Below are 15,884 nucleotides of genomic sequence, written 5' to 3' on the forward strand. Positions count from 1 at the left end.
GCCTATTCGGGTGATGCCAGTTTGAGCGAATACATGACCATCATCTGGTTTCTATCCTCCATCTGGAGGCATGCCTCAAGGCCCCCGGCATCGATATTGACGTTGATGGCCTCCTTGGTCATTCGCAGGCCCAGAGGCGTTTTACTCGCCATGGTTTGGGCCAGCTCCCCGGCGGTCTCAAGCATTTGATCCTTTGGCACCAGCCGGCTGGCGAACCCCAGCTGCATGGCCTCTTCCGCACTCATCCAGTTGCCGGTGAGCAGGAATTCATTGGCCCGGCCGGAGCCGATCAAACGCGGCAGGAAATAGCTCGATGCCATATCCGCCCCGCCCAGCCCGATATTGATATAGGCCGCATTAAACCGGGCGTTTTCCGCCAAAATCCGGATATCCGAGGCCATGGCCAGAGAAAATCCAAAGCCGGAGGCCGCCCCGTGGATGCAGGAGATAATGGGCTGCGGCGCCATGCGCATGGCAAGCAGAAGTCTGGCCATCCGGGCCTGGCCGTTATAGGCCTCCGTCGGCGGCATCTTAAACATCTCCGGCCCGTAGGTCTGCATATCCAGCCCGGCGCAGAACCCTTTGGCATCCCCGCCGTCAAGCACAATCACCCGCACGCTTTCATCATAGCGCCGGTCCCGCCAGAATGTTTCGAACTCCTCAATGGTCTGGCGGTCAAAGGCATTATAGTTATTCGGCCGGTTTAAGGTGAGGTAGCCGATGTGATCTTTGGCTTGATAGATTAAATTCTCCATTTAAAGCTCCTTATTGGGATTGGGATTAAGAGCCGAAACAGTCGGCACGGTGGCCGACCCTACGACGATTATTCACGGCACATCTCACTGTAGGCGGGCGGTCGTGTCCGCCGTTCAATTTTTGGCCGGCACGGTGGCCGGCCCTACGACGGTTGGTCCCAGGCACATCCTGCGTAGGGCGGGCCACTGTGCCCGCCTCAAAATAGAAGGACAGGCCACTGTGCCCGCCTCAAAATAGATATGGCGAATCTGGGTTGCGCTTGATATCATCCGGCTTGACAATCCTTGGCCATTCGGTTAGTCATCGATAGCTTTTTTAACAAAACAGGGAAAGGATTTCTATCCATGACCGAAAGGGACCAACTCATTGATCTGATCCGGCAGCGTTCGTTTCAGTATTCCAAAGAGCCCATATTCACGCTGGCTTCCGGCAAAAAAAGCAACTTCTATTTCAACTTGAAGGGGGTGACCTATTACCCGCCAGGCATCGTCCTGATCGGTGCATTGATGTATGACAAAATTCAGGAGCTTAACCTAGACCCTGCAGGCATCGGCGGGCTGACCATGGGCGCGGACCCGATCGCCATTTCCGTGGCCTACACCTCGCAGCTCCGGGGCAATCCGATTGATGCGTTTTCCGTGCGAAAAGAACCCAAAGCCCACGGCCTGCGACTGCCGATCGAAGGCAACATGGAACCCGGCGATCCGGTAATTGTGATTGAAGACGTGGTTACCACCGGCGGCTCCACCATCAAGGCCATCAATGCGGTCCGGGATTACGGCCTTGAGATCCTGAGCGTGATTGCGCTGCTTGACCGCTGCGAGCAGAACGGCCGCGAAAACATCGAGGCCTGCGGGGTAAATGTCTACTCCCTGTTAACCATCAACGATTTTATCAGCCAATGACGCCTTTGGCGGCATTTTCCAGAAATCCCACCGCATAGCCCATCTGGATAAACCGTTTATCCTTGGTTTGGCCGTGATAATACCGGTAATAAATCTGCTGGGCGATACCCGCCAGCCGGAAAAGGCCGAAGCAGTAATAGAAATCGAAATTGCCCAGCTCAATCCCCGCTGTTTCCGCATACCGATCCACCACCTCCCGGCGGGTCATCATCCCCTCGTAGGTCGTTGGCAGCATCCGCATGAGCTGCATCTCCTCCGGATCATCCCGGTTGATCCAGTAGGCCAGGGACGCCCCCAGATCCATTAACGGATCACCCAGGGTGGCCATCTCCCAGTCCAGAATGCCGATAATATCCAAAGGGTTGTCCGGATTTAAGACCAGGTTGTCGAATTTATAGTCATTGTGAATGATTGCCGGACGCTCAAAATCATCCGGCTGATTGGCGGCCAGCCACGCCATCACCGGCTCGAAATCCGGGACATCCGGGGTTCGGGCCTCCCGGTACCGCCTGCTCCAGCCCTCCACCTGGCGCCGGACATAGCCCTGGGGTTTACCGAAGTCTGCCAGGCCGATGGCCTCATAATCGAGGGAATGCAGCCGCACGTGGAGATCAACCATATTCTCGCAAAGCCGGCGGGCATCCGCCGGCGCAAGGGACAGGTCCTCGGGCAGGTCTTTTCGCAGGATAATCCCCTGCAGCCGCTCCATGACGTAAAAGGGGCAGCCCATGATGCTCTCATCCTCGGTATAGACCAGGGGCTTCGGGCAGTAGGGAAAGACCGGATACAGGGCGCTCAATATTTTGTATTCGCGGCCCATGTCATGGGCGGTTTTGGCCTTTCTGCCGAATGGCGGCCGGCGGAGCACCATCTCCCGGTCCCCCACCCGGATAAAATACGTGAGGTTGGAGAACCCGCTGGGAAACTGTTTAATCTCCAGGCTGCCGGACAGCCCTTCGATATGCTGCTTTAAAAAACTCTCCACAGCCGCCTGATCCAGCTCTTCCCCATCGCGAATTTTAGTCGGTGTATCAACGATCGGCATTTACAACTCCCTGAATTTAACCGGCATAAAAACAATTGGCCTCAGGCTTCCGATGCTGTCATTTCGGGGAACGACAGTGACGAGAAATCTTGAAAATTCATGCAATTATAAGATTTCTCGCTGGCGCTCGAAATGACAACTGAGCCATTTTTTACTGTTAAGTTAACGACATTGAATTTGACATCACAATGGACTCAATGACAAAAATCACAAAATCCGCATACGCGTCCACGGAAACGCGCCGCCGGCTGTATTTCCAGCGCTTGACATACCAGTCCTGGAGCATGGCCTTGATTACCGTGGCCGTCAAAACCGGATTCTCCAGCGAAAACACCCCTTCGCGAAGCCCCTGTTCCAGAATGTCGATAAACAGCTGCTCGGTGGCCAGTTCCCCCTCAATCGACCTTTTCTGCTGGGCCTTGTCCAGATTCTTGGTCTCCATGAATGAAAAGTAAAACCAGGGCTGCATGACCTCGGTCAGGTACAGATGGGTCCGGATGGCCATGCGCAGCTTCTGGCCGACCGATTCAACCGATTCGATCTGTTGGCTGAGTATCCGGCGGGTTAAGCGCTGACCCTGGTTCTGGATCATCTCCAGCAGTTCATCTTTGCTGGTAAAATAGGAATAGAGGGCGCCCATACTTAGCCCCGAGGCCCGGCTCAGATCCCTCAGGCTCATGGTCTGAAAGCCCTTTTCATTGGAGAGCTTCAGGGTGGTGTCAAAGATATTGGCCAAGTTCCGGACCGCCACGGCCTCCTTCTTGGTCTTGATGGAAGTCTGGTTTTCATGAAAAATCTCGCGGCAGAGCTCCTCCATGGAAACCAGGGCCATCTGCCGGAATTCATTGAACCGCATATGCTGAAATGTATTTGCCGCCGTTTGCATCTGCCTGCCCGTTTATCCGGTTTCTGTTTATCCGGTTTCTGCGGGATATTCCCGCAGAATCCGTTTGGCCAAAGCCACCTTGTGCACCTCGTCCGCCCCGTCATAGATCCGGGCGGCCCGCTCGTGCCGGAAGAAAAAAGCAAGGATCGTGTCATCGGTCATACCGAGGCCGCCGTGCACCTGAAGCGCCCGGTCCACCACCCGCTGCATGGTGTTGGCCACCATGAACTTGATCATGGAGATATCATGGCGGGCCGCCTTGGCGCCCTCATTGTCAATTTTCCACGCTGCATGAAGCGTCATCAGCCGGGCCGCCTGAATCTCGGCCGCACTTTCGGAAATCCAGGCCTGAATGATCTGCCGGGAGGCCAGGGGCTTGCCGTCCTTGGTAATCTGCCGGCTGTTGGCCCGGCGGCACATCAGTTCAAAGGACCGCTGGCAGATGCCCAGCCACCGCATGCAGTGATGGATCCGGCCCGGCCCCAGACGCTCCTGGGCGATCACAAACCCATGGCCTTCCTGCCCGAGCAGATTCGCCTGCGGCACCCGGCAGGACTGGAACAGGATTTCCCCGTGGCTGAAATAATCCTCGCCCGCATGACCCATCACCGGAATATTTCTGACCAGGTTAAAGCCGGGGGTATCTGTTGGCACGATAATCATGCTCGCCTGGGTATAATCCGGGGCCTCGGGATTTGTCACCGCCATCACAATGGCAAATTCCGCGCCGTCTGCTGAAGACGTATACCACTTGTGCCCGTTTATCACATAGTCGTCCCCGTCCTTTTCCGCGGTGGTTTCAAGGAGCACCGGGTTGGAGCCCGGCATGTCCACCTCGGTCATGGCAAAACAGGACCGGATATCGCCGGCCACCAGGGGATAGAGATATTTTTTGCGCTGCTCTTCGGTGGCGTGCATGTGAAGGATTTCGACATTTCCCGCATCCGGGGCCTGGCACCAGAACACGAAATGCCCGAGCGGCGTCCGGCCCAGGGCTTCTGACAGCAGCCCGTGCTCCAACAAAGAAAGCCCCAAACCGCCGCAATCCTCCGGAAAATTGGGCGCCCAGAGCTCCATCTGCCGGACTTTTTCCTGCTTTTCCCGGATTGCGGGCAGCATCTCCCGGAATCCCTTGCTGTTAAATTCCGGCTCCAGCGGAATGAGCTCCCGGTCGACAAATTCATTGACCATTTCCAGGATGGTCTTCATTTTGTCAGATATTGAAAAATCCATGTTACTCCCTTTTTATGACCTTTTTCTAAGATGATCAGCGATTAATGCCCACACTCAGCGCCATTCACTTAAAAGTAGAAATGGGCTCGGTTGTCATTTCGAGCGGCAGCGAGAAATCTTACAATCGCATGATTTTTTCAGATTTCTCGTCACTGTCGTTCCTCGAAATGACAGGGGCGGAATGCTAAGGTTAATAACATTGTGTCCATGCTGATTTATTATCGGCATCCGCCTCGGCTGTCAACAAAAAAAACGAGCGAGCGCTCTATTTTTTGTTGACGCTAACGTTTTAATATTCTATTAGAAATAAATGGTCTCCAAGCAATTTAACCCTGCGATGTCCTGGCCTTTTAACCAAGGGATCATAAAGCCAAATACATGGCGGATGCGCTATCGCTTATCCGCCCTACGCGCTGGCGGTAAACCCTAAAAACCCTGGACGCACGGGTGGTCGGCACGGTGGCCGACCCTACGAAATGCCGGCATGCCTTCGTAGGGCAGGCCACCGCGCCTGCCTGAAAAATAGAACAAATTTCCCACCAAGAGCGAAAGAAAAGGAAGGCGCGCATGAACATCCTGGTCTGCGTGAAGGCGGTGCCGGATTTTGACCGGATCATCGCTTCAGAGAACATATATGACGAACCGCCGGATCCCTTGAAGGCGGTGGATGATGACACGGAACTTTCCATGAACCGCTTTGATGAGTCAGCCGTGGAAGAGGCGGTGTTAATCAAGGAAAAGTTCGGCAAAACCCATATTGACATCGTCTCATGCGGCCCGGACGGTGCCCGGAAAGCCGTCAAGCGGGGCATCGGCATGGGCGCTGACAAGGGCATGCACATTAAGGCCGATTACGCCCGGGCCTGCGATGCCATGCAGACCGCCCGGGCCATTGCAGCGATCGCATCGGAAAAACCCTATAATCTGATTTTAACCGGGGTGATGTCTGAAGACATGATGCAGTTTCAGGTCGGCCCCATGCTGGCCGCCTGCCTGGATATCCCCTGGGCCTCCGCAGTGGTCAGGGCTGATCTTGATCCGGAAAAATCGCTGATTTCTGTTGAGCAGGAACGCGAGGGCGGGGCCAGGGCCCTGATCGAATTGGACCTGCCGGCCCTTGTCACGATCCAGACCGGGATCAATATCCCCCGCTATCCGAGTCTCTCCAATATGCTCCGGGCCAATAAAACCGGCATCTCGGAAATCGCCATGGATTCGCTTGATATAGGGGGTAAAAGCTATAACGTGTCGGGCTATGCGCCGCCTGAGAAAAAACGGGCCGGGCAAGTGATCGACGGCACGCCGGAGGAGAAGGCCAAAAAACTCATCCATATGCTGAAACAAAAATCGCTGCTTTCCTAAGACAGGTTAACACTCAATGTCATTCTCTTTAGCATTCCGCCCCTGTCATTTCGAGGAGCGATAGTGACGAGAAATCTTAAAAAATCATGGCAATTGTAAGATTTCTCGCTGCCGCTCGAAATGACCACCGAGCCCATTTCTGCTCTTAAGTTAATGGCATTGGGTTAACAGCTGTTTTGGGCCTCATAAAACACCACCTGGTTGCGGCCGCTGTTTTTGGCCTGGTACAAGGCCTTATCCGCCTCCTCAAACAGGTTCTCCCGGTTTTGCGCCAGCCGGGGCACACACGTGGCAACACCCAAGCTGATCGTGGTTTTTATTTCATGGCTGTAATAAAAAAGCGTCATGCGCTCAACCTCAGCGCGGACCTTTTCCGCCAGCTCCACCGCATCCGGCCCTTCATGGTTTAAAAGAAGCATCACAAACTCCTCGCCGCCGTATCTGGCGATAAAATCCGTATCCCGCTGAAAAATGCCGGAGAGGACATGGGCAATTTTTTTCAGGTACGCGTCCCCGGCCAGATGGCCGTAGGTGTCGTTGACCGGTTTGAAGTGATCGATATCGCAGATGATAACGGACAAGGGAATGGCGCTTCGGGCCGCCGCCTTCCACTGGACATTGAAAATTTCATCAAAATAGCGGCGGTTATACAGGCCGGTGAGCACATCCACCCGGCTGATTTTTTCGACCTCTTCGGATTTTAATTTAAGTAAGTGCTCATTTTCCAAGGCGTCCCAGTATTCCCGGTTGCCCCTGAAAGCCACCAGGATCATATAGGCGGCAAAAAGGCAAATCAGAAAAACGATGATATTATTGGTCTGCAGAAACAGCATCAGCAGGGCGGCCGGCATCAGCATGATCAGGTTATAGACAACCGAAGTGCGCCGGGAGGGCATAAAGGCGACCACGCCGCCGGAATCAAGCCCCACCGTGCTTGCCAGCATAATCATCTTGGAGGTCAAATCCTCGGGCTGAATCATGAAATAGGCAAACCCGACCCCCCAGGTAAGGGCTGTGGCATATACGCTCGTAAAAAACGCGCAGTAGTTGAGCCGCCGGTTGATTTGGTCGAATTTGTCGTAGAATTTAAACTGCACCACCCGGAAACAGGCGATGAGAGCCATTAGCGAGAGAAAAATGATGGAGAATATGAGGTGCCGTTTGTAGAACCCGTCCACAGAGAGCACCGCAATGGTGACGGCCAGATAAAAATACATGCCGATGGTGGACCGGTTTTTAAGATCATCGATCACGCGCCGGTTGATACGATGCCGCTCAAATGTCATGAAAACTCCGATAGAATACTTGTCTGATCAAGAGAGGCCGCAGCGTACGGGTACGTCCGGCTTCAACGTAAGCGGCCAATTAAATGCCGCTGCCGCTCATCCATATGCGCCGCTTATAACAGCAAATTGAGCCCATTTCAATGGATTGGTGTCAGAATTTAGGTCAGATTCGTATGGTGCCGGCCAAAAAAACTGGAAAAAAACTCGTCCTGGTATTTAGACTCGGTCATATTGAAAGAAAAGTTCTTCTCCTGGAACAGCTTAATGCAGGTATCCACCGCCTGCGCATCATATAACCGGCCGCGGTTTTGGGAAATTTCTTCCAATGCCACATCAAGCCCCAAAGATTCCCGGTACGGCCGGTGAAACATCATGGATTCGAGCACATCCGCCACGGCCACAATCCGCGACTCCACCAGGATATCATCTCCGGAAAGGCCGTTGGGATATCCCGAGCCATCCAGGCGTTCATGGTGCTGAAGCGCAATTTCGGCAATCGGCCAGGGAAATTCGATTTCTTTTAAAATTTCCCAACCGGCCTGCGGATGGGTGCGGATCATCATGTATTCAATCTTGCTAATCCGGCCCGGCTTCACCAGAATCTCGATCGGCACCGCCAGTTTGCCGATATCATGGATCAGGCCGGCATAGTAGATGCCATTTAGCTGCTCCTCCGAGAAATTCATTTCCCGGGCAATCGCCCGGGAAAGCTGGGCCACATGCCGCTGATGTCCGCCCGTGTAAGGATCGCGCATTTCAACGATAAGCGAGATCGTGCTGATGGTGCCTTCGATGGTTTTCTCAAGGCTGTTCAGGCTGTTCTTAAGCCGGTTCTCCACGGCCTTGCGCTCGTTTATTTCCGCGTTCAGCTGGCGGTTGGCCGCCTGGAGCTCATTGGTGCGGTCCAGGATCTCCTGGGTCCGTTTTTTGACTTCCGCCTCCAGATGCTCCCGATGCTGCCGGTTTTCCCGGATGAGCCGCGCCCTTTCAAGGGCCTTGTTCACCGCATGCTCCAGCGCGCCCATGTCATAGATGGGCTTTAAAATATAATCCCAGGCGCCCAGCCGGAGGCTCTCGATCACGTCATGAATGGCGCCGGTGCCGGAAATCATGATGATGGGCGTTTCAGGCGCCTCCCGGGCGACCGCCTCAAGCACCTGGAAGCCGTCCATCCGGGGCATTTTCAGATCGCACAGGATGATGTCCGGCGCCTCCTGCCTGAACTTGGCCAGGCCGTCTTCGCCGTTATCGCTTTCAATGACCTGGTAATCATTATCTTCGAGAAAAGCGACGATATTTTCCCGAAAAACGGTTTCATCATCAATGGTGAGGACTTTAATCATCGCGTTTTTCCATGTTACTCAGTTGATTGATCATAGGGGTCAATACGGATAAATCCGAAAGGGGTTTTCGAAACACCTGCGCTTTGGTCAAACCGATATCAAGCAGGGCCTGCGGCAGGGCATAGTTGGTTGACCCGGTATGAATCAGAAATTTCATCAAGGGCTGTTTCTGATGGGCGTTTAAAATCAGGGTATTGCCGTCCATACCGGGCAGCCGCATGTCGATAATGCCCACATCAACGGCCTGGCGATCCAAGAGTTGAAGCGCCGCCTCACCGCTGGCTGCGGTATAGACCGTAAACCCCTCATCTTCAAGAAAGGCTTGCAGGTTGGCATTGACCACTTCTTCGTCATCAACCACCAGAATTTTAATCTCTGAATGCCCCATTTTACTCCGCCGCTGGCAGTTTAATGATAAACCGGGTCCCTTTGCCGGCCCGGGCGCTGACTTCCATCTGCCCCTCGTGATTTTTGGTCACGATAAAATAGGAAACCGACAGGCCGAGCCCTGTGCCGGTTCCCACATCCTTGGTGGTGAAAAAGGGCTCGAATATCCGTTTGCGCACCGAATCGGGCATTCCGGGGCCGTTATCCGCCACCTCCACCCGCACCATATCACCTGCCCTGGCCGTGCGGATCCGAATCTGCGGTGATTCCGATTCATAGGTTTTTTCCGCCATGGCCTGGGCGGCATTCTTTAAAAGATTTAAAAACACCTGCTGAATTTCGGTGCGGATGCAGAGAATCATCGGCAGACCGGGCTCATAATCCCGGGAGATCTCAATATGCCGGAAATCATACTGCTTTTTTAGATTATAGTCATTGGCCGCCAGCTCAATGGTCTCATCAATCAATTGGTTGATATTCTGGGACGATCGCCGGGTTTCGCTTTTCCGGCTGAAATTAAGCATATTGGCGACAATATTCGAGGCCCGCTGGCCCATCTCGAGGATACCGGCAAGCATCTTTGAAATGCCCCGTTTCTCCATATATGCGGAGATGGCTGTCATCTCGGTGCCCACTTCTTCCGCCACCTCGTGATTCTTTTTCAAAGCCGGGGAAAACCGGCGTTCGATATTCTGCGCGGCCATCATGATGCCGCCCAGCGGATTATTGATTTCATGGGCCATGCCCGCGGCCAGACCGCCCACCGACGCCATTTTTTCGGACTGCACCATCATTTCCTCAAACCGCACCCGCGAGGTGATGTCATCCACCCGCACCACCGCGCCCTTAACCCCGTTGGCGGTCAGCGGATAGACCACAATATCCGAATACCGGGTCTCGCCTCCCAGCTGGTAGGCGACTTTCTCGATTTTCTGCGATTTCCGGTGATTAATGGCCGCATGCACGTTCTCCAGGTATTCGGCAAACTGGGGAATCAGTTTTTCAATGGCCTCACCCCGGGCCCGATCCTCCGCCAGCCGGGTAATCCGCTCAGCCTCCTGGTTCCAGTGGGTCACCCGGCCCTGATGATCGACGCCGATCAGCATGGACGGCATGGAGTCAAAGATATTTTTGAGATAGAGCCGGGTATCATTCAGCTCCCGGTTGGACTCCTTAATGGAACCTACCATCCGGTTAAACGCCTGGGTGAGATACCCGATCTCATCACCGGCCCGCACGGGAATCGAAACGTTTAAATCCCCCCAGTTGACGCGTTTTACGCCGTCCACCAGCATGCGCATCGGGTGAATAAAGGTACCCAGAAAAAACAGCCGGAATCCCACCAGCGCAAACAGGATCAACCCGAAAAGCAGGAGAATCATCTTGGCGGCCGCCGGATGGATATAATGCCGGTAGCCGTCATAACTAAATCCCAGTTCATAGATGCGGTTGGAATCCCCTGCATGGTGAACAAATGCGACCACATGCGGAGAATCGGCCGGAAGTTTACGGTAAAACCGCTCCCCGGATGGCCGCAGGGGCTGGAGATAGGCCAGAATTTCCGATTTCAGGGCATTGCCATGGGATTCACTTTTTGCCAGATGATTCCACAGGGTGATATTAAAATTTGAAAGCGTGGCCTTGTTGCTGTCCAGAAATGCGCCGACCGCTTTTCGGACCCCCTGCGCCGGCATATTCCGGACTTTTCTGCGGTAATAGCCCACATAAAACTCAAGCTTTTCAATATAGGCCTGGATGGCTGTTGATGTCAGCCCGTCCGGCTGTCCGGCCGCAAATGCGCCCAAACTGCGAATGTAGCCGGCCAAATGCCCGCTTTTCCGCCATGTGCCGGTTAACAAGCGCCGAAGCCGGCCCTTCCCATGAGTTTCGCTGATTTTTTTGAAAAACCAGGCGTTTTCCAAATCCTGTTTTATCCGGCGCGTGTCCAGGCGCAGCCCCTTATCCTGATACTCGACGGTGGCTTGACGGGCTTTGGCATCATAGGCAGTCACGTAGGCGAGCTGGGGCGGCTGATAGTTGTCGCCTGCCGAGACAATCCGGTGGTTCATCTGCCGATGAATTTCATCATAGGCCTGCTCCTTGTCATTTAAGGCAAAATAGCTGACCCCCTGAAGAAGGACCAGGAAGGTTACCATGCTGATGCCTGCGATTTTGGCCATAAACGTGGACTGGTCCCGCGTGTTGTTAATATAGATAATGGCCAGAAAGAAGAAGCCGAAGATATTGACCATGGCCCAGATGATCTGGAAAAACTGGCGGTCGATCAGCCCCTCCCGGCTGATGGCATTGGCAATGGCCGGAATCAATGAGCCCACCAGATAGGCGATGCCCATAAAAAAAATCACCCAGCGCTCCCGGCCGCGGATTTTGGTCATTTTGTAAATAAAAATCCCGGTAAAGGGCACCAGATAGAGCCCGATGACAATGCCCACGAGCTTGCTGATATCATCCGCGGTAAAATCCCAGTAATGCCCGTCAAAATGATAGATCACCCCTGACTTGAAACTCACCCACATGAAGACGCCGGTCATTAGAAAGGAAATCAGATAATGGGGGATTTGAATCAGCCGCTCGGTCTTCAGCCGCCCCGGATGGGGATAATTGAACAAAAACAGGGTGTAATGGGTTTCCGCCAGCATGATGACGCCCACGGTCAGCCAACGGTGGTAGGCGGCCATGGGGTGGTAGACGCTGGCGGCGAGAACATAGGCCAAATTAAACAGGGTGATGAAAAGAAAGGCAATGCCCAGGTGAAGGGTGGCCCGGGATTTTTCCGGAATGGACAGAAAAAAGACCGTGATCAGAAAATGGAAAACCACCGGAATAAGGGCGCCGATGGTGTAAAAATTGAAATATATGATATGGCCGCCGTCTGCCAAAACGTCTGCGCCAATCCTTTCAAAAAAACGTTTTTAACGCTTCAATAAAAATGCGAGGCAAATTAAATCGCTTTATTTACTATGATATAGTCCCGGCATGCGGTCAATAATTTTGTCAGGGAGGCCAACCCGATGCATTGCCCGGAAAACAGACACCATGCCGGTTTTCCGTTTTTTCCTTACGATAAATTTGTTCCGTTTATCGGGCTTTTTTCCTTGATTCAGAGGACAGAGTCGTTAAAATTAGCAGGCAGAATTAAAGACAGGTTTCTGATTAACGAGAAAAGAGGTGACCGATGACAAATGTCAGCAAAATTGATAACACCATTGCCAAACTCTCCCAGGAACACAAATTAATTGCCGACTATGTGGCCAAATTTTCAAAAGGCAAGGCTGAAAAAGACAAGACCTTTTTTGCGCAGCTCAATCAGTTTATCGGATTTTTAAAAAAGGACCTGATAAAGCATTTTGAACTCGAGGAGCACGTGTTCTTCCCGGCGGCGATCAACGGCAGCGTATCCTATGACACGGCCCTGGTGGTGCTGGGATTTCAAAAAGAGCACGGTATTTTGGAAAAAGAACTGGAGGCCATTTTATCCCGGGAAAATGAGATTGCCCCGGGCAAAGTAGACGCCGCCCTGATTCGCGATTTGAGCTCCTTTTTTGAAAAGCTGAAAGTCCATGCGAAAAGGGAATTGATCGAACTCTTTCCCCTGATCGATGAAAACAGCCGCTGCAAAGCCCTGGTCAAACAATACCTTGACACGGAAAAGGCGGGCCCGTGAACCGACTCTTTCAAAAGCGGCCGCATTCGAAGGTATGAATTTAAAATTGACAATTATTTTCCGGATATACATATTAGTGCTATAGTGAGTGCTGATTCAGACAAAGCACAATACCTTAGCGATATTATGGCATTTTATGAAATTCTTTAAATATGCATCGGAATTTAGAACGGAGCAAACTCATGTTGGGATTTGATCGAATTACGTTTAACACAAATGTGATGGGGGGCCGGGCATGCATCCGGGAGACGCGAGTGACTGTATCCCTGGTTATCAATCTTGTGGCCAACGGCATGAAGGTAGAGGAAATCATTGAGGCATACCCTTATCTGGAATCTGAAGATATTCGGCAGTCCCTAAAATATGCCGCTTGGTTGGCGGAAGACGCTGTCTATAAAATAGAACCCGCTGCTATATGAAATTCCTGGCGGACATGGGCATTTCACCGAAGACAATCTTCTTTCTGCGAGATTTGGGCTACGAAGCCTTGCACCTACATGAAGAAGGGCTTAATCGGATGGCAGACCCGGCCATTATGGAAAAGGCCCGCAATGAAGGGATGGTTCTTTTGACCCATGATCTCGATTTTGGTGATTTGGTGGCAGCGAGCGGTGCCAGACTTCCCAGCGTTGTCGTCTTTCGCCTTCGGAATATGCGGCCTGAAAATGTCAATCGCTATTTGAAACGAGTCCTTGCTGAACAAGAACGATCCTTGGCAGACGGAGCTATCATAAGCATCACAGAAGGAAAATTTCGCGTACGTCCTTTACCTTTTAATGCCAGATTTAGCTCTTGGCACCAATGACTTCCGGCCCTAACCTATCGGACAGCTTTTCCTGTGTAATCTCAAGATCATAGTGCGTTTGCAGACTCATCCAGTCTCCTTCACGTAAACCGCCTCCACCCGGGATGTAAGCCCGCCCCGGCTGGTGAACTCGCCGGTGACCGTCATTTTTTTTGGCGAAAGCGCCCCGGCCAGATCATCCAGAATGCGGTTTACGATATTTTCATAAAAGATTCCCACATTCCGGTATTGCAGCAGATAATATTTCAGGGACTTTAGTTCCACAATGGTTTGATCCGGCACATAGGTGATGGTGATGGTGCCCATATCCGGCAGCCCGGTCATGGGGCAGACCGACGTGTACTCGGGGTGCCGGATGCTGATTTCAATGTCGCGGCGTCCCCGGTAATCATAATCCAATATATTTAAAAGATCCGTTTGGATGGTATCCGGCGATCGGATCTCATACGGCAGCGGGTAATTCTCCTGATCGGTCATTGTGTCTGTCCTGCATTCCTTATTGATATCTGGTTAAGATTCCATTATGTTTATAGAGGCTAAATTTGTTCTGACTGTAACGCTCATAACTATGGCGCTGTTCGCAAGGGCGGTCGGCGCGGTGGCCGACCCTACGAAATTCCGTCATGCCCATCGCAGGGCGGGCCACCGCGCCCGCCCATTGAATACCATGCGTAGGGCGGGCCACCGTGCCCGCCCCAAAAAACAGAACAAATTCATCATAATATTCCATATTATTCATGACCCATTTAATTGAATTATGCGGCAGTGTCAAACAGTTGTGACAACTGCCGGTAATCTGATGAAATTGAAAACCCCGGAGTCGATAGTTTATGTCTTACTTACCCCGATCCGGACCGCTGTTAACCGATCTCTATGAACTGACCATGGCAGCGGGCTATTTTGACCACCATATCCAGGATAATGCCGTATTTTCCCTTTTTATCCGGGATTATCCGGCAGACCGCAACTATTTCGTGGCCGCCGGCCTGGCAGATGTGCTGGCTGAATTTGAAAATTACACCTTTACAGAGAGCGATCTCAGCTATCTCAAACAAACCGGTTTTTTCACGGATGCATTTATTGACTATTTAAAGGATTTCCGGTTTACCGGCACGGTGCGTGCCATGCCCGAAGGCACGGTATTTTTCAGGGACGAACCCGTAATCGAGGTTTCCGCTCCGCTCATTCAGGCCCAGATCATTGAGACGCTTTTAATTAATACCATTGGATTTCAAACCCTGATCGCCACCAAGGCGGCCCGGTGCCTGCATGCCGGCGAAGGCCGGAGTCTCATCGATTTCTCGGCCCGCCGCACCCACGGGGGCGAAGCCTCCCTTAAAGTGGCCAGAAGCTCTTATCTGGCGGGATTTGCCGGCACCAGCAACGTGCTGGCCGGCAAACTCTACGGCATCCCGGTATCCGGGACCATGGCCCACTCCTTTGTGACCGCCTTTGACACGGAAATCGAAGCGTTCCGGGCCTTTGCCGAAACCTACCCGGAAAATTCCGTGCTTTTGATCGACACCTATGATACGATTCAAGGCGCTGAAAATGCGGTTAAAATTGCCGGGGAAATGGCCCAGAAAGGCCGGAAACTGATCGGCGTGCGCTTAGACAGCGGGGACATGGTGGACTTGAGCCGCCGCGTTCGGCAGATTCTGGACAACGCCGGACTGAAAGACGTTAAAATATTTGCCTCAAGCGGGTTTGACGAACATAAAATCGCCCGGGTCATCGAAGCCGGGGCTAAAATCGACGCATTCGGCGTGGGCACCAAACTGGGGGTCTCGGCGGATGCCCCGTATTTTGATATTGTCTACAAAATGGTCCATTTCAGGAACCGGGACATCCGCAAGCTGAGCCCCGGCAAGGTCAACCTGGCGGGTGAAAAACAGGTATTCCGAAAAACCGATCAAAACGGCATGTATGTTGAGGATATCATCGGCTTAAAAGATGAAGCAGCGCCGGCAGGCTGCCGGCCGCTGCTGGAGACCGTGATGGAAGGCGGAGAGCGGACGCTGCCTGAAACAAGTCTTGAAGATATCCGCAATAGGGTCAAAACCAATCTATCCAAGCTTAACGAGCCTTATACCTCTCTGACAGGGGCACAGGTGTTTCCGGTAAAAATAAGCGAGCGGTTGCGCCAGGTTCAAAGCAATTAGACATTTAAAACTGAACCAACGCTTGCATA

16 protein-coding genes are annotated in these 15,884 nt (G+C 52.7%); 6 read left to right on the forward strand and 10 right to left on the reverse strand.

The window, feature by feature from the left end; genetic code table 11:
* Positions 1 to 2: 2 nt before the first annotated feature.
* The gene (locus tag U5L07_15700) at positions 3 to 755 is read right to left on the reverse strand and encodes an enoyl-CoA hydratase/isomerase family protein (protein MDZ7833194.1); all 753 of its coding nucleotides are present in this window, start codon (positions 753 to 755) and stop codon (positions 3 to 5) included.
* 345 nt (positions 756 to 1,100) lie between these two features.
* On the opposite strand from U5L07_15700, the gene pyrE reads away from it, so the two are divergent.
* Entirely contained in the window at positions 1,101 to 1,661 is a 561-nt protein-coding gene (gene pyrE, locus U5L07_15705; protein MDZ7833195.1) for an orotate phosphoribosyltransferase, read from the forward strand.
* Here pyrE and U5L07_15710 read toward each other — a convergent pair.
* The 3 genes from U5L07_15710 to U5L07_15720 all read right to left on the reverse strand — a co-directional run bounded on the left by U5L07_15710 (position 1,651) and on the right by U5L07_15720 (position 4,825).
* Positions 1,651 to 2,706 (reverse strand): phosphotransferase family protein, encoded by a 1,056-nt coding sequence (locus tag U5L07_15710; GenBank protein MDZ7833196.1) that lies wholly within the window; start codon positions 2,704 to 2,706, stop codon positions 1,651 to 1,653. The genes pyrE and U5L07_15710 overlap by 11 nt on opposite strands.
* A gap of 157 nt (positions 2,707 to 2,863) precedes the next feature.
* On the reverse strand, positions 2,864 to 3,592 hold the full coding sequence (locus tag U5L07_15715; protein ID MDZ7833197.1) for a TetR/AcrR family transcriptional regulator: 729 nt from the start codon (positions 3,590 to 3,592) through the stop codon (positions 2,864 to 2,866).
* Between the two features lie 27 nt (positions 3,593 to 3,619).
* Positions 3,620 to 4,825 (reverse strand): acyl-CoA dehydrogenase family protein, encoded by a 1,206-nt coding sequence (locus U5L07_15720; GenBank protein MDZ7833198.1) that lies wholly within the window; start codon positions 4,823 to 4,825, stop codon positions 3,620 to 3,622.
* Between the two features lie 567 nt (positions 4,826 to 5,392).
* On the opposite strand from U5L07_15720, the gene U5L07_15725 reads away from it, so the two are divergent.
* Positions 5,393 to 6,187 (forward strand): electron transfer flavoprotein subunit beta/FixA family protein, encoded by a 795-nt coding sequence (locus tag U5L07_15725; GenBank protein ID MDZ7833199.1) that lies wholly within the window; start codon positions 5,393 to 5,395, stop codon positions 6,185 to 6,187.
* Positions 6,188 to 6,351: 164 nt separating this feature from the next.
* Here the strand turns inward: U5L07_15725 and U5L07_15730 are convergent, their stop codons facing one another.
* The 4 genes from U5L07_15730 to U5L07_15745 all read right to left on the reverse strand — a co-directional run bounded on the left by U5L07_15730 (position 6,352) and on the right by U5L07_15745 (position 12,103).
* Positions 6,352 to 7,473, reverse strand: coding sequence for a GGDEF domain-containing protein (locus tag U5L07_15730; protein ID MDZ7833200.1), 1,122 nt, complete (start codon positions 7,471 to 7,473; stop codon positions 6,352 to 6,354).
* A gap of 158 nt (positions 7,474 to 7,631) precedes the next feature.
* On the reverse strand, positions 7,632 to 8,816 hold the full coding sequence (locus U5L07_15735; GenBank protein MDZ7833201.1) for a response regulator: 1,185 nt from the start codon (positions 8,814 to 8,816) through the stop codon (positions 7,632 to 7,634).
* Positions 8,809 to 9,204, reverse strand: a complete 396-nt coding sequence (locus tag U5L07_15740) for a response regulator (GenBank protein ID MDZ7833202.1) — start codon at positions 9,202 to 9,204, stop codon at positions 8,809 to 8,811. Before U5L07_15740 ends, U5L07_15735 begins: the two co-directional genes overlap by 8 nt.
* A gap of 1 nt (position 9,205) precedes the next feature.
* Positions 9,206 to 12,103 (reverse strand): ATP-binding protein, encoded by a 2,898-nt coding sequence (locus U5L07_15745; GenBank protein MDZ7833203.1) that lies wholly within the window; start codon positions 12,101 to 12,103, stop codon positions 9,206 to 9,208.
* A 296-nt stretch (positions 12,104 to 12,399) separates the two neighbouring features.
* On the opposite strand from U5L07_15745, the gene U5L07_15750 reads away from it, so the two are divergent.
* From U5L07_15750 to U5L07_15760, 3 genes are all read left to right on the forward strand, one after another.
* A complete protein-coding gene (locus U5L07_15750) occupies positions 12,400 to 12,888 on the forward strand; it encodes a hemerythrin domain-containing protein (GenBank protein MDZ7833204.1) in 489 nt (162 codons plus the stop codon).
* A gap of 182 nt (positions 12,889 to 13,070) precedes the next feature.
* The gene (locus U5L07_15755; protein MDZ7833205.1) at positions 13,071 to 13,307 is read left to right on the forward strand and encodes a DUF433 domain-containing protein; all 237 of its coding nucleotides are present in this window, start codon (positions 13,071 to 13,073) and stop codon (positions 13,305 to 13,307) included.
* Positions 13,304 to 13,693 (forward strand): DUF5615 family PIN-like protein, encoded by a 390-nt coding sequence (locus U5L07_15760; protein ID MDZ7833206.1) that lies wholly within the window; start codon positions 13,304 to 13,306, stop codon positions 13,691 to 13,693. Before U5L07_15755 ends, U5L07_15760 begins: the two co-directional genes overlap by 4 nt.
* A gap of 66 nt (positions 13,694 to 13,759) precedes the next feature.
* On the opposite strand, the gene queF is transcribed toward U5L07_15760, so the two are convergent.
* Positions 13,760 to 14,170, reverse strand: a complete 411-nt coding sequence (queF, locus tag U5L07_15765; GenBank protein MDZ7833207.1) for a preQ(1) synthase — start codon at positions 14,168 to 14,170, stop codon at positions 13,760 to 13,762.
* A 19-nt stretch (positions 14,171 to 14,189) separates the two neighbouring features.
* Positions 14,190 to 14,423, reverse strand: coding sequence for a hypothetical protein (locus tag U5L07_15770; protein ID MDZ7833208.1), 234 nt, complete (start codon positions 14,421 to 14,423; stop codon positions 14,190 to 14,192).
* Between the two features lie 100 nt (positions 14,424 to 14,523).
* Here U5L07_15770 and U5L07_15775 point away from each other — a divergent pair, with 100 nt between their 5' ends.
* A complete protein-coding gene (locus U5L07_15775; protein ID MDZ7833209.1) occupies positions 14,524 to 15,855 on the forward strand; it encodes a nicotinate phosphoribosyltransferase in 1,332 nt (443 codons plus the stop codon).
* Positions 15,856 to 15,884: the final 29 nt, after the last annotated feature.

The organism is Desulfobacterales bacterium (assembly GCA_034520365.1).
Classification (GTDB): domain Bacteria; phylum Desulfobacterota; class Desulfobacteria; order Desulfobacterales; family Desulfosalsimonadaceae; genus M55B175.

Coding starts and splice junctions, on each gene's coding strand:
- U5L07_15735 (MDZ7833201.1), bottom strand. CDS start 8,816: ATGATTAAAGTCCTCACCATTGATGATGAAACCGTTTTTCGGGAAAAT.
- U5L07_15760 (MDZ7833206.1), top strand. CDS start 13,304: ATGAAATTCCTGGCGGACATGGGCATTTCACCGAAGACAATCTTCTTT.
- U5L07_15740 (MDZ7833202.1), bottom strand. CDS start 9,204: ATGGGGCATTCAGAGATTAAAATTCTGGTGGTTGATGACGAAGAAGTG.
- U5L07_15770 (MDZ7833208.1), bottom strand. CDS start 14,423: ATGGAATATTATGATGAATTTGTTCTGTTTTTTGGGGCGGGCACGGTG.
- U5L07_15775 (MDZ7833209.1), top strand. CDS start 14,524: ATGTCTTACTTACCCCGATCCGGACCGCTGTTAACCGATCTCTATGAA.
- U5L07_15700 (MDZ7833194.1), bottom strand. CDS start 755: ATGGAGAATTTAATCTATCAAGCCAAAGATCACATCGGCTACCTCACC.
- queF (MDZ7833207.1), bottom strand. CDS start 14,170: ATGACCGATCAGGAGAATTACCCGCTGCCGTATGAGATCCGATCGCCG.
- U5L07_15755 (MDZ7833205.1), top strand. CDS start 13,071: ATGTTGGGATTTGATCGAATTACGTTTAACACAAATGTGATGGGGGGC.
- U5L07_15720 (MDZ7833198.1), bottom strand. CDS start 4,825: ATGGATTTTTCAATATCTGACAAAATGAAGACCATCCTGGAAATGGTC.
- pyrE (MDZ7833195.1), top strand. CDS start 1,101: ATGACCGAAAGGGACCAACTCATTGATCTGATCCGGCAGCGTTCGTTT.
- U5L07_15730 (MDZ7833200.1), bottom strand. CDS start 7,473: ATGACATTTGAGCGGCATCGTATCAACCGGCGCGTGATCGATGATCTT.
- U5L07_15715 (MDZ7833197.1), bottom strand. CDS start 3,592: ATGCAAACGGCGGCAAATACATTTCAGCATATGCGGTTCAATGAATTC.
- U5L07_15750 (MDZ7833204.1), top strand. CDS start 12,400: ATGACAAATGTCAGCAAAATTGATAACACCATTGCCAAACTCTCCCAG.
- U5L07_15710 (MDZ7833196.1), bottom strand. CDS start 2,706: ATGCCGATCGTTGATACACCGACTAAAATTCGCGATGGGGAAGAGCTG.
- U5L07_15725 (MDZ7833199.1), top strand. CDS start 5,393: ATGAACATCCTGGTCTGCGTGAAGGCGGTGCCGGATTTTGACCGGATC.